Raw genomic sequence first — 13,738 nt, 5'->3', positions numbered from 1 at the left:
CATCGACCGGGTAGCGTTTTCGCCTCCCCGAACGCTTGAAAAGCGAGGAAGCAGAGCCTCCTCAATGTAAGAAAAGGGCGATGCCCGCGACATCTGAAGATGCGGGGCTAGACGCCCAGAGTGGCGCCGCCATCGACCACCAGATCCTGCAGGGTGACATGGCTGGCAGCATCGGAGGCGAGAAAGAGAACGCTGGCCGCCACGTCGGCCGGTGTGGCCAGCTTGCCAAGGGGGATCCCCAGCTTGAACTGTTCGGGGAGCCCGGCGATGGTTCTCCGCTCCCCCTCCCCGTCCTGCCACATGCCCCACAACATCGGCGTCTGGGTCGAGCCCGGTGACACCAGATTGCAACGCACCCCGTAGGGGGCGAGCTCAAGCCCCGCCGTCAAAGTGAGGCTGGTCAGAGCAGCCTTGGAAGCACCATAGACTCCCATCCCCGCTCGCGGTACCTTGGCTGCATTGGAGGAGACATTGACGATGGCACCGCTTCGTCGCGTGCGAAACCAGGGGGCCAGGGCCCGCATCAGGTAGAAGGGGGCGAAGGTGTTGACGGCGAAGGTGCGCGCCAGCAGGACGTCATCCACCTCGTCCAGTCTGCCGGTGGCCAGCACGCCGGCAACATTGACCAGCACATCGGGCCCCTGTCCCTCTTCGAGCAACTGCTCGCAGCAGCGGGCGATGGCCTCGCTGTCGCTCACATCGATCACCACCTCCTTCACATTGCCGGGCAGCGCCTCGGCCAATTTAAGATCGAGCACCACCACGCTCGCCCCCGCCTCGGCAAAGGTGCGCGCCACGGCATGGCCTATTCCCTGCGCTGCGCCGGTCACCCAGACGGTTCTGCCTTGCCATTCGCTCATGGGGTGCACTCCGGCTGTTCGGCGTGACGGGAGAGCAGCGACCACCAGTGGGCCAGCGTCGGTTGACGGGCAAGTTCGGCGAGTTCAACCTCCAGGCCACGCTGGCGCCACTCCTCCACCAACCCCATCACCGCCAAAGAATCGAGGCCGTAGTCGAGCAGGTTCTCATCCTCTGCCGGCAGCGTCTGCTGCATCTCTGCTGGCAAACGGGCCAACACCTGCGCCTGCAACAGCGCACGGCTAAGCGGAACGGCGTTTGCTGCCTCCAGCACCTCTGCCACCGTGAGCACCCGACCGGCATTGCGGCTGACATAAGAGAGAGCCAGCAGATGATCCTCGCGGGAGAAGTCGGCGATGGCGTCGGCCACAAGGAAGGGGCGTATGTCGCGCATAAAAGCATCGACCGCCGTCTGCATCACTCCGATGTGGCCGTAGATACCGCAGATCACCAGCTGATCCCGCCCCCATCCAACCATCAGATCAGCAAGGGGGGAGCGGCAAAAAGCACTGTAGCGCCACTTGGTCAGCACAGTATCCTGCGGCTGTGGCGTCAGCGCCGCGACAATGGGCTGGCGTTCCGGCGAGCGGGTCAAACCCGGCCCCCACATGTCGTTTAGCAGGGCGCGATCAGCCGGACTCTGCTCGGCGGGCTGGGCGGTATAGACCACCGGCATGCCGAGGGCCCGAGCCTGGCGGCTCAGGAGCACGATATTATCGACGACCTGGTTGATAAGCGGGTTATCCGGCCCGTAGAAGTCGACAAAGTAACGTTGCATGTCGTGGATCAGCAGCACGGCGCGGCCCGGTTCGAAGGGCCAGTTGACCCGAGCGGCGGGCAGCTCTTCTGCGGTGGGCAGCGGGTAGGCATCAAGGGCTTGAATGGTCATGCACACTCCTTGGCAAGCTGCTCGCGCAGCGTCTGTTTGTCTATCTTGCCGACCGGGGTCTGGGGTAGTTCATCCACCAGCACCAGGCGATCTGGCAACTTATAATCCGCCACCCCCTGCTCTCGCAGGAAACGACGCAAACGGGGCAAATCGAGGGACTCACGGCTCATCAGAAAGGCACAACTGCGCTCCCCCAGCAGCGGATCGGGCATGGCCACCAGCGCCGATTGCCGCACGTCGGGATGAGTGAGCAGTAGCTCCTCTATCTCAAGGGCGTCGATCTTCTCCCCACCCCGATTGATCTGATCCTTGTTGCGACCGACCACCATCAAATGGCCGCCGGGCAAGCGACAGACCAGATCGCCGGTGCAGTAGAAGCCATCCCGATCGAAGGCCCGCAGATTGTGGGCCTCGGCCTTGTAGTAACCACGGAAGGTGTAGGGTCCGCGCGTCCACAGCTCACCGCACTCGCCATCGGGCAAGGTGCGCCCGTTGCTGTCACGCACCTCCACTTCGTCTCCCGGGCTCATCGGACGCCCCTGGGTGTTGACGAGATGCCAGTGGTCATCCTCGGCGCGGGTGTAGTTGACCAGCCCCTCCGCCATGCCAAATACCTGCTGCAAGCGACAACCCAGACGGTTTTCTACCGACTCGGCATGCGCAGGACTCAGGCGCGCGCCCCCCACCTGCACCCACTCAAGGGACGTTTGCGGATAATGGCCTGCCGCCTCCAGCCAGAGCGCAAGGGCGGGGGGTACCAGTGCGGCCCAGTTGACCCGGTGACGCTGTACCAGTGGCAGACAGGTTGCCGGTGAAGGATCCGGCGCCATCACCACACAGCCGCCGGCATGAAAAACGCCGAGCGCTCCGGGAGAGCTCAGGGAAAAGTTATGAGGGGCAGGGAGGGCACAGAGATAAATGACCCGCTCGTCCCAGCCGCAGACCGCCACGCTCTGGCGCACGCTGTAGCCGTAGTCGTCGTGAGTACGGGGGATCAGCTTGGGAGTGCCTGTGCTGCCACCGGAGAGCTGGAAAAAGGCAACCTGATCGGCCGGGGTCGGCACAGGCTGAGCCACTGCAACAGGTGCCGGATGATCTGCAACAGAAACGGGGTCCGGCTCACGCCATGCAAACCCTTGTGCTGACACCTCCCCGTCTACAGGCTCGAAGAGCAGCATCTGGCAGGATGGCTGCGCCAGCGCCTCGAGGGCCGCCAGGCTGCCCGCTTCTCCCGCCAAACCCGGATGAGCAGGGCTCAGTACCAGCAGCGAGGGATCAATCTGGCGAGCAAAGGCGACCAGCTCGCGCCGCTGATGGCTGAAGAGGGCATGTACCGCCACCACGCCACAGCGGATCAAGGCAAACCAGCAGATATAGAATTCGGCGCAGTTGGGCAACTGCACCAGCGCGGTATCGCCGTGACCGAGCCCGCGGGCGGCCAGCCGCACCGCCAATGCATCGACCTCACGACGCAGCTGGCCATAACTCAGGATACGCTCGCCGCAGATGAGGGCTGTGCGATCGGGATAACGTTCTGCAGACTCATCCAGTAGGGCGGTAAGCGGCTGACCGCGCCACCACCCCTGCGCCCGATAGTGGGCTGCGCGTTCTGCGGGCCAGGGGGTAAAGGGGACCAGCGGCTTCATGCAGCCACCTCCGGTTCACGGCGCTCAAGGCCAAAGGCACGCAGCATGGTGCCGAGTTTAGCGGCCGTCTCCTGCCACTCAGCCTCGGGCGAGGAACCCACCACCACCCCGGCGCCGGCATAGAGACGCAACGTCTTCCCGGCCAGCATGCCACAGCGAATAGTGACCACCCACTCGCCATTGCCATCGGCATCCATCCACCCCACTGCGCCACTGTAGAAGTGACGATCATATCCTTCCAGCCGGGCGATGGCCTGGCGGGCTTCCTCCTGGGGAGTACCACATACTGCCGGGGTGGGATGGAGCGCCAGAGCCAACTCCAGCGCGGTAGATGGCTCGCGCAACCGCCCCTCGATCCGGGTCGAGAGGTGCCACATGGTGGGCGTGGCGATCACCTGCGGCTCAACCGGCACCTCGAGCTCGCGACAGAAGGGAGATAGCGCGGCTGCGACCGCATCGGCCACCAGCGCATGCTCATAGCGATCCTTGCGTGCCTGCAGCAGATCGGAGCAGGCTGCCTGTTGTTCGCAAAAGGCGTGGCGGGGACGAGAGCCTGCCAACGGGTTGCTCACCACAGTCATGTCATTGCGCGAGATCAGCAACTCCGGGCTCGCGCCCAGCAGTGTCTCCCCCTCGGGAAGCGGAACCTGAAACACATAGGCCCCGGGATTCTGGGCCAGCAGGCTGCCATAGGCTTGCGAAGGGGCAGTACGCTGCGCGCTCTGCACATCAATGGCTCGCGAAAGCACTATCTTCTCAAGCTGGCCTTCGCTGAATTGCTGCAGGGCCTCTCGCACTGCCCCCTGATAGTGAGCCGCATCGGTCACCTCACACACCTTGCCGTGCAGCTGGCAGTGGCAGGCGGGCAGCAGGCGCTCCCGCGCAATCCATTGCCACTGTTCCGGGATCACCAGATGCCAGGGGGCTCGGGTGTCGAAGGGGATGGCGCCAATCGCGACGGGATTGGTCATGCCCTGCCGGCGCAGCTGACGCAAATGCCTCAGCAACTGACCCGGTGCGATGCCAGTGAAGCTGTCGTGAATGCCCGAGGTGAGCAGTACCCGCTCACCACTGGCAAAACAGCAGGCTCTGTCCAGATCAGCCGCAGTGGCGGGCCACTCTTCTTCCTGTACATAGTCACACATGAGGGTGCTACTCCTTGGAATGAATCTCTGCCTGATGCTGACAAGCCCGTCATTCGACTCGCTTGGCAACAAGGTGAGCGGCATCCTAGCAAGGAGCAAAATCGGGATCAATACAAATGATAATCAATATCATTAACTTCTTTTCTGTCAAAAAGGGGAGCGTATGAATCTTTGAAAGAAAGCTAAAAAAAGAGTTGCGAACGAGGCAAAAGCAATTTGATAATGATAATGCTTATCATTTGAATATTATGGAAAATATAAATAATGAAATCCTCAGCCTCCCGTTTTGTCACCCCCACGCTACTGGCCACCACCATAGTGGCCTTGCTGACCCAGCAAGCCACAGCCGCCAATAGCACGCCCCAAGCCGACGAGGTGATCACCGTCACCACCACGGCACACAATACCCGCTCGGCACCGGCTTCCATCTCTGTCATCACCGCCGAACAGATTAAGGCGGCACCGGTCAACGATCTCTCGGATCTGCTGCGTCACGAGGTGGGTATCCAGGCCGAAACCGACACCAATGGCCGCAGCGATATCGGCATTCGCGGCATGTCGGGCAAGTACACGCTCGTACTGGTGGATGGCAAACGCCTCTCCTCCTCCAATGCCCTGTGGCGCGGCGGCAACTTCGACAACACTCCGGTTCCCCTTGGCATGATCGAGCGGGTCGAGGTGATCCGCGGCCCCATGTCAGCGCTCTACGGTTCCGACGCCATCGGCGGTGTCATCAACATCATCACCAAGCAGCCAGGCACGCAGTGGCAGGGGGCGGCGGATGCCGACTTCAAGGCCATAGAAGGCAAGGATGGCGGCGAGCAGCACAGAACCAACCTGGGCTTTACCGGCCCGCTCACCGACAACCTGCTGATCCGGATGAACGGCGAAGTCTATGATCGCCAGGCCTGGACACCCACAGAGGCAACCGACGGCATTCCCCTCATCGAAGCCAAACAGACGCGCAACTTCGCGTCCACCCTGAGCTGGCTGGTGGATGAGCAACAACGCTTCGAACTCGACTATCTCTACAACCAGGACGAACGGCCCCTCGACATTTTCCGCAAAACAGGCAACAAGGTGCACAGTCGCCAGCAGCAGAACGACCGCAATCTGTTTGGCCTGACTCACAAGGGGAACTGGAGCTGGGGTGACACCACCGTCATGGCCAATTACGAAAGCTCCCGGATCGACGACTTCAACACCAGCTACTCAGCCCCCCAGCAGCGCGAGCTGGAGGAGAACACCCTGACTCTCAAGGGTTACACCAATCTGATGCTGGCCAATCACTATCTGACCTTCGGCGGCGAATATCTCGACCGGGAGCTGGTGGATACGGTGAGCTACAAGGATATCGGCGGCCGGGAGAGTCACGCCCAGGAGGCGCTGTTTGCCCAGGACGAGATCGGCCTGACCGATAGCCTGACCTTGACCCTGGGGGGGCGTTACGATCACCACGAGATCTATGGCGGCCACTTCACGCCACGCGGTTATCTGGTCTATGAGCTGAGCGACCTGGTGACCGTCAAGGGCGGCGTCAGCCAGGCCTTCAAGGCGCCGGCTCCGCATCAATACTCCAAGGGTTACAGCATCGAGAGCTGCGGCGGCAACTGCCTCATCTACGGCAGCGACAAGGTCAAACCCGAGACCAGCACCAACTACGAGCTGGGGATCATCGCAGGGGAAGGTATCTGGGAAACCAGCGCCACTCTCTTCTACTCCGACATAGAAGACATGCTGACCTTCAAGCAGATACCCAACTCCAAAGACCGTACCTGGTACAACCTGGATAAGGCCACGACCAAGGGACTGGAGCTGACCGGTCGCCTCGATCTGTTCGAGGATCTCAGCCTCAATGCCAACTACACCTACCTCAAGGCAGAAGGGGAACAAGGTCAGCCCCTGCCCGAGCGCCCGGAGCACAAGGCCAACGCCAGGCTCACCTGGCAAGCCACCGAGCGGGTGAATGCCTTCGTCGGCACGACCTACACGGGCACCCAGTTTGCGGAGCAGACCGTCAACAAGGCCACTGTGTTGCATAAGTTACCCAGCTACCAGACGTTCGATCTTGGCACCGGCTTCAAGGTAACCAACAACTTTGATCTGCGAGTCGGCATCACCAACCTGACCGATGTCCGTCTGCAAGAGAAAGATGCCCTCTTCCAAAACGTGGAACCGGGCCGCAGCTATTACATCAGCGGCTCGGCCCGTTTCTGATCCGGCCCTCCACGCGGCACGGGAACTTTCCCGTGCCGCAATTTACGACAACAAGGGACAAGTCCCACTGGATAGCAATGAGCATGCAGATTTTCACTCTGTTCGAGGATCTTCCATGTTCCCCTCACTACTGAACGCATCGCCACTTGCCACTCTCCCCACTCCGGGCGAGTTGCTGGCGACGCACCCCTGCCCCACCCGGCTTGCCCACCGAATCGGCTACTACCGCCACCATGCCAGCCAGATCCTGCAAGGCATGGATGATCGCCTGCTGCTGGTGATTGGCCCCTGCTCCATTCACGATCCGATCGCCGCCCGCGACTATGGCGCTCAGCTGGTCGAGCTGCAGACACGCTACGGCGATCAACTGCTGCTGGTGATGCGCACCTATTTCGAAAAACCACGTACCACCCTCGGCTGGAAGGGATTCATCTTCGATCCCCGCCTCGATGGTAGTGACCGACTGGCGGAGGGATTGCACCAGGCGCGCGCTCTGCTGCTGGAGCTTGGAGAAGCGGGTCTTGCTTGCGCTACCGAGTTTCTCGATCTCACCAGCATGCTCTATCTGGGGGACCTTATCAGCTGGGGAGCCATCGGAGCACGCACCACCGAATCCCAGTTCCATCGCCAGCTGGCATCTGCGCTCCCCTGCCCCATCGGTTTCAAGAATGGTACCGATGGCAATGTCCAGGTCGCCGTGGAGGCGATCCTTGCCAGTCGGGCTGCCCACCTCTATACCCAACCGGATGATGAGGGGCGCATGACACTGGTTCGTAGCCACGGCAACAAGGATTGCCACCTGATCCTGCGTGGCGGCCGCCAACCCAACTATCAACATGATGCCGTGAAACAAGCCTGTTTACTGTTGCAACGACACCACCTAGCTCCCCGGCTGATGGTCGATTGCAGCCACGGCAACAGCCAGAAGCAGCATCTTCGTCAACTGCGGGTGGCACAGGATCTGGCCAATCAGCTGACAGCTGGTAACCAGGGGATCGTTGCCGTGATGGTGGAGAGTTTCCTGTGTGAAGGGCGTCAGGAGATCAAGGGGGGTCAGCCACTTTGCTACGGCCAGTCGATCACCGACGCCTGCATCGGCTGGGAACAGACCCTGGTACTGCTCGATATGCTGGCCGAAGGGGTGGAGGCAAGGCGCCAGCGGCGGATTGCGCTGGCAGGTTGAGATAAAACGGCGGCATTCCTGGTACAGCGCCAGAGCGCAATATGGCCCCGACGGGGCCACATTTTTACTCTCTTTGGCGGGCGTCAGGCGACGGACTCGCGCTCCACCAGCCTGGCTTCAAACTTGAGTGACAGGCCGTCGGCCGGCTTGTGATCGAGCAGGCGAAGAGCAAGCTCGGCGGCACGGCTCCCCATCTCCTCGATGGGATAACGCACCGTGGTGAGCTTGGGATAGATGTAGCGGGCGTAAGGGATATCGTCGAACCCCACCACCGAGATCTGCTGCGGGATCTTGTAACCCCGCTCCAGCAGACAGGAGATGGCTCCCGCCACCATGGCATCGTTGAAGCCAAGCACAGCGGTAAATTCAACCCCGCGGGAGAGCAGCTCGTTCATCGCCACATAACCGCCGTTCTCATCGGCAAAGCCACGGCCGATCAAGGCCGGTTCCAGTGCAATACCGGCCTGGGCCAGGGTCTGGGTGTAGCCCGCCATGCGCTGCTGGCCGTCGACGAACTCTTCATCGTCCGAGGTGATAAAGGCGATCTTGCGGTGGCCGGCCTCCAGCAGATGCTGGCATGCCGTGGTGATACCGGCCTGGTTGTCGAGCCAGACGCAGCGATCTTCGGCTCCCGGCACCTGGCGGTTGATAAAGACCACAGGGGTGGATCCGGCGGCCAGCTCGCTCAGCTCCTCATCGGGGAGCGCCTTGCTGTGCAGGATCAGGGCGTCACACTGGCGCTGCAACAGGGCCTGGATGGCATGACGCTCGCGGGTGATGTCATGGTTGCCTGACATCACTATGGTGAACTTGTTGGCCCGATCGACCATGGCTTCGATGCCTCGCATCATCTGGGCGAAGAAGGGGCCGCCACAAAGATCGCCGACCAGCACGCCGATGCAGTTGGAGCGCTTGCTGACCAGGGCCTGGGCAAAGCTGTTGGGACGAAAATTGAGTTCCTTCATCGCAGCCAGCACGGCCTCGCGCTTTTCCGGCGCGACCTGTGCCGTGTTGTTGATCACCCGGGAGACGGTTGAGATGGACACATTTGCCAGCTGAGAAACGTCTTTAATCGTTGCCACTATCCATTCCTTTATTGTGGGGAACCTGTCGGTACCGACGGCCCAGTATATCCTGCTCGCGGATCCGATTCCCGGAGCCAGGTCACCTGACAGGTTTCCTTTGGTAACAAATTCTTGCGCCGTGATACCCGGCGCCGGGTAACAGGCAGGGGCCAGCGGCCCCCGCATTCAATAGCCGTGCTTGAGTTCGCGATCGGACATGAACCGCAGCGGCTGCTGAAACTTGTGCTGATAGATGAGATCGAACGACAACACGTTCTGCACATAGTTGCGCGTCTCCCGGTAGGGAATGCTCTCGACCCAGACATCCATCGGCTTGTCGGCACTCTGCTCACGCCAGCGCTTCACCCGGCCGGGGCCTGCGTTGTAAGCCGCCGCCGCCAGGATCCGGTTGCCGTCATAGACATCCAGCAGGCGTTTGAGATAGGCGCTGCCCAAACGGATATTCATGGCAGGATCAAACAGTTGCTGCTCACTGCGATAGGGCACCCCAATCTTGCCGGCAGTCTCTTTCGCGGTCGCCGGCATCAGCTGCATCAGGCCCCTCGCCCCCACCGGCGATTGTGCCCGCGGGTAGAGGGCGCTCTCTTGGCGGGAGATGGCGTAGAGCAGGCTCATGTTGACCGCCCGCTCGCGGGCCACCTGACTGAAGGTCTGCTTGTAGGGTTTGGGGAAGCGCAACTCGAGGGCATCCCAGGCCTCGGCACGGATGCTGGCGAGGATCGCCAGATCATGCCAGCCCCGATTGAGGGCGATGTGGCCAAATTCGATGCGCTGGGCAACCGGGTTGCGATCCATGTTGTGGATCCACTCCGAGCGGGCAGCCGCCACCTCGTTCATGGCCAGGAGCTCCTGCACCCGAAGCAGGAAGGGCCAACGCCGGCTCGCGCTGCGCCAGTCCGGTACATGCGGCACCGTCTGGTTCTTCATCCGGTAGGGGGCGCCGGTGCGCTGGGCGGCCATAAACCCGTAGAAACCGCGCAGATTGGCGGTCTCCAGATAGAGGTCACGGGCCTGCTTCTGCTGCCCTTGTACCTCCAGCGAGCGGGCCATCCAGTAGCGCCAGCGATCCTCCTTCTGGCGTGCCATCGGCATCATCTTCACCCAACCGGAGAGACCGCGCCAATCCTCTTCCCAGATGGCGAGCCTGGCCCGCAATTCGGTGATGTCCGGATCGGCCAGCAACCTGACCATGTTGTCCAGCCACTGGCGCTCGCTCCTCGAGCGATCCAGCAGCAGGCGGCGGGCGATAGCCCGCTCCACCGGCGTGATCTCGTCTTGGTTCAGGCCAAAGCGGCTGCGAAACAGGTCAAGCTGGCGCAGCACAGCCTCCGGCTGCTGGTTGGCATAGCGAGTCAGCCCCAGCGACAACAACTTCCTGGAGTAAGGGTTGTTGCTGAAGTAGGTGGGGTTCATCGCCTTGGCCGGCTGTTCGAACAGGGTCACCATCTGGTTGCCATACCCCTGCAGGCCGGTACCGAGGGAGGCCCCCAGATGGCGGATCAGGTTGGGATTTTCCGCCTCGAAGGCCATCGTCATCCGCTGCCAGATCTTGTCCTGGGTGCGCAGACCAGCCCCCTGCCAGAGGGTGAACAGTGGATCACAGGCATCGGGACGGGATTGCCCGCTCATCCACATCTTGCCCGCCCCCTGCAACGCCTCCCTGGTCTTGCCGCTGTAATAGAGCGCCTGATAGTGCATGCAGAGCAGGTCGATCGATTTGGGCTTGGCCGGGTAGAAGCGCAGGAACTGCGACCACTGCTGGCTCTGGGCCAGATAGGTCAGATAGGTACGCTCCAGCCGGTTGGACTGGGGGGTATCCCCATGCTGGCGGATGAAACGGGTCACATCCTGATAATCGGCCGCCCCGGGCCGAAAGGCGAGCTGGAAGTAATCGAGATAGGGCAGCAGAGGATAATGGGTCAAGCGAGCGCGAAGCTGCTGAAAACGGGCCTGATCGTTGGCCCGCACGGCATCATAGGCCTGACGGTACAGACTCTGATCCTGGGTCTGGGCCATGATCCCTGGCGCAAACAGTGTCGTTAAGAGAATTCCCCACACAGCTTTCACTGAACATCTCCATTGGGAAGCACGCCACCGCCCGCAGGCGGTGGATCCGGAAATGCCCATTCTACCCGCAGCCGGGCGGTGCGAAAGCGGGGATGACGACTATTTTTCCGCGCTGGCCAGATGGACGTCGCGCTGGTACTCGGGTTTGGCCAGCCGCTGCACATATTTCTCCAGATAAGGCACTGGTAACGGCTTGGAGGCGAGGTAGCCCTGATAGAAGCTGCACCCCTGCGCCTTGAGAAACTCAAGCTGCTGGCGCGACTCCACCCCTTCCGCCGTCACGTTGAACCCCATGTGGCGCGCCATGGCTATCACCGCCTCGACAATGGCCATGTTGTCCCCATCCCGCGGAATGTCCTGGATGAAGGAGCGGTCGATCTTGAGCTCATCGGCGGGCAGCCGCTTGAGATAGCTGAGGGACGAGTAGCCGGCACCAAAATCGTCGATGGCAAAGCTGATGCCAAGGGCCTTGAGCTCCGCCATCTTGCTGATGGTGTCCTCGGCATGGCCCAGCACCACCGACTCGGTGATCTCCAGGTTGAGGCAGGCCGGATCCATGCCGGTTTGTGTCAGCACATCGTGGATCCGCTCGACAAAATCGGTGGCATGAAACTGCTTGGCGCTCACATTGACCGAGATCTGGGGAATGTGGATGCCACTCTCCTCCCACAACACGTACTGGACACACGCCTCGTGCAACACCCAGTTGCCGATGTCGACGATGAGATCCGTCTCCTCGGCAATAGGGATGAACTCGGCGGGCGAGACCAGGGCCCGGCCCGGCGGCTGCCAGCGGATCAGGGCTTCAATGCCGATGAGATCGCCGCCATCCACCAGGTGTTGCGGCTGATAGTAGAGGGTCAGCTCGTTCTTGTTCAGGGCGTTGCGCAGCTCGTTGTGGATGAGCAGGCGCCGATCCGCCTGATGCTGCATGGAGGCATCGAAGAAACGCCGCGTCTTGCGGCCGGCAGACTTGGCCTGATACATGGCGGTATCCGCCTGTTTGAGCAGATCGTCGACCCCCTGTTCCCGATCCGGAAACAGGGTGATGCCGACGCTGGCGCCGATGTGCAATACCTGCCCGCCATGGCTGTAGGGGGAGGCAATCTCGGTGATGAGGCGCTCGGCGATGATGTCGGCCTGCATCTCGGCCTGGGGCGGGCTGGCAGAGAGAGAGGGCAACAGCAGCACGAATTCGTCGCCACCGAGGCGAGCGAGACAGTCCCCCTGACGCACCAGCCGCTTGAGACGGGTCGCCACCTCCTTGAGCAGCCAGTCACCGGTAGCGTGACCGAGGGAGTCGTTGATGGTCTTGAAGTGATCGAGATCGATAAACAGCAGGGCCCCGATCAATCCGTTGCGACTGGCCTCGTTGAAGGTCTGCACCAGGGTTTCGTGCAACTGGCGCCGGTTCGGCAAACCGGTCAGCTCGTCGTAATAGGCCAGATCCTGGATCCGCAGCTCGGCCGCCTTGCGCTCAGAGATATCCTCGAAGCAGATGACGAAGTGGCTGATCTCCCCCTTCTCATCCTGCACCGGCGTCACGATTTCCCACTGGGGATAGACGTGGCCATCGGCATGGCGCCGCTGGGTCTCCCCCTGCCAGCGGCTCAGGGTATTGAGCTCGTAGCCCGGTTTTCCCATGGTGGGCCAGAGATCCTCTTCCAGATGCAGGCCCAGCACGGCCTGGCTGTCAAAACCGGTGATCTGGCTGAAGGCGTGATTAACCCGCAGCACCTTGAAACCGGGATCCGTGATGATGATCCCCTCGTGGGTTTCAAAGGCCACGGCGGAGAGCCGCATCTGGGCATCGGATTGCAACCGCTCCAGCTCGGCTACCATGCGTACCGAGAAGGTGTTGAGCACGGAGTCGAGGTTGGCGATGTCGGCGGGAGCGGAGTAGAGCAGGGCCAGATGACCCAGCAGCTGGCCCCGGCTATCGCACAGCGGCTGGCCATAATAGCGCTGCCCGGGTCGGGAGGGGGTCTGGCATTCGCTCAGCTCATCCAGGTTCACCTGACAGCTGGTTCCCTGCCGATAGAGTTGCTGGCACGGGGTGCCCGCCAGGGGGTAATCCCGAATATCCAGCCCGTCGGCAGCCAGCACCTTGATCCTGTCCACCCCGCTCAGCTCACCCACCCAGACGGCATCCACCTTGAGGATGTGAGTCAGCTGGTTGACCAGGGTGTTGAAAAACTCGGTACCGGTACAGGCAGAAAGCGCCTGGGCCAGGCGGGTCAGCAATGAGGTCTGCAATGGCTGGGAGAGATTGAGTGATTCGGCCGCCGCGCTCATCCCGTCAAGGGGCGCCAGCCAGCCGCAGCACAACTGCTGGCTGGGCACGTATTGCCCACTCCAGATCACGTGACTGAACAGGCCCCGTTCATCCTTGAGATGGCCGATGAACTGTTCCGGCAAGGTGGATTGATGCAGACGCTCCAAAAAATCGGCAAAGCCCGCTTCATCTTCCGGCTGCAGGCAACCTGCCCAGGGGTGTTTCCCCTCCCCCTGCCACTGCTGGTAGGCGCCCTGATCGGAGAGGCTCCACTGATCATGCTGCCGATCATAAAACCACATGATTTGAGTGGCTTGCTGCTTCATCTACAACTCCAACACAACAATCGCTCACGTTTGATGTCCAGGCAGAA

At 61.6% G+C, this 13,738-nt stretch carries 9 protein-coding genes; 2 read left to right on the top strand and 7 right to left on the bottom strand.

All coding sequences use genetic code 11. From position 1 onward, the window contains the following. Positions 1 to 107 precede the first annotated feature (107 nt). The 4 genes from dhbA to MRK42_RS07240 are packed head-to-tail and all read right to left on the bottom strand — an operon-like array spanning position 108 to position 4,538. Positions 108 to 860, bottom strand: coding sequence for a 2,3-dihydro-2,3-dihydroxybenzoate dehydrogenase (gene dhbA / locus MRK42_RS07255; RefSeq protein WP_354688994.1), 753 nt, complete (start codon positions 858 to 860; stop codon positions 108 to 110). Then, entirely contained in the window at positions 857 to 1,747 is an 891-nt protein-coding gene (locus MRK42_RS07250) for an isochorismatase family protein (RefSeq protein ID WP_338612057.1), read from the bottom strand. The genes dhbA and MRK42_RS07250 overlap by 4 nt, the downstream gene beginning before the upstream one ends. Next, positions 1,744 to 3,393, bottom strand: coding sequence for an AMP-binding protein (locus MRK42_RS07245; RefSeq protein WP_338612056.1), 1,650 nt, complete (start codon positions 3,391 to 3,393; stop codon positions 1,744 to 1,746). The genes MRK42_RS07250 and MRK42_RS07245 overlap by 4 nt, the downstream gene beginning before the upstream one ends. Then, positions 3,390 to 4,538: an isochorismate synthase gene (locus MRK42_RS07240; protein WP_338612055.1), complete on the bottom strand. Its 1,149-nt coding sequence runs from the start codon at positions 4,536 to 4,538 to the stop codon at positions 3,390 to 3,392. Before MRK42_RS07240 ends, MRK42_RS07245 begins: the two co-directional genes overlap by 4 nt. Before the next feature lie 264 nt (positions 4,539 to 4,802). Between MRK42_RS07240 and MRK42_RS07235 the strand changes: the two genes are divergently transcribed. Further along, complete coding sequence (locus MRK42_RS07235; RefSeq protein WP_338612054.1) at positions 4,803 to 6,755, top strand: TonB-dependent receptor; 1,953 nt, start codon at positions 4,803 to 4,805, stop codon at positions 6,753 to 6,755. 115 nt (positions 6,756 to 6,870) lie between these two features. Further along, positions 6,871 to 7,938 (top strand): 3-deoxy-7-phosphoheptulonate synthase, encoded by a 1,068-nt coding sequence (locus MRK42_RS07230; RefSeq protein ID WP_354688993.1) that lies wholly within the window; start codon positions 6,871 to 6,873, stop codon positions 7,936 to 7,938. An 83-nt stretch (positions 7,939 to 8,021) separates the two neighbouring features. Here MRK42_RS07230 and MRK42_RS07225 read toward each other — a convergent pair whose 3' ends face one another. From MRK42_RS07225 to MRK42_RS07215, 3 genes are all read right to left on the bottom strand, one after another. Then, positions 8,022 to 9,020 carry a LacI family DNA-binding transcriptional regulator gene (locus MRK42_RS07225; RefSeq protein WP_042025406.1) on the bottom strand — a complete coding sequence of 333 codons (999 nt, stop codon included), beginning with the start codon at positions 9,018 to 9,020 and terminating at the stop codon, positions 8,022 to 8,024. A 168-nt stretch (positions 9,021 to 9,188) separates the two neighbouring features. After that, complete coding sequence (locus MRK42_RS07220) at positions 9,189 to 11,090, bottom strand: transglycosylase SLT domain-containing protein (RefSeq protein ID WP_354688992.1); 1,902 nt, start codon at positions 11,088 to 11,090, stop codon at positions 9,189 to 9,191. A 99-nt stretch (positions 11,091 to 11,189) separates the two neighbouring features. Further along, positions 11,190 to 13,691: an EAL domain-containing protein gene (locus MRK42_RS07215; protein WP_354688991.1), complete on the bottom strand. Its 2,502-nt coding sequence runs from the start codon at positions 13,689 to 13,691 to the stop codon at positions 11,190 to 11,192. Positions 13,692 to 13,738: the final 47 nt, after the last annotated feature.

The sequence above is a fragment of the Aeromonas sp. 19NY04SH05-1 genome (genome assembly GCF_040581895.1).
GTDB lineage: Bacteria > Pseudomonadota > Gammaproteobacteria > Enterobacterales > Aeromonadaceae > Aeromonas > Aeromonas enteropelogenes.
Note: the sequence above shows the minus strand (reverse complement) of the source record. Positions and strands in the feature narration are given on the sequence as shown.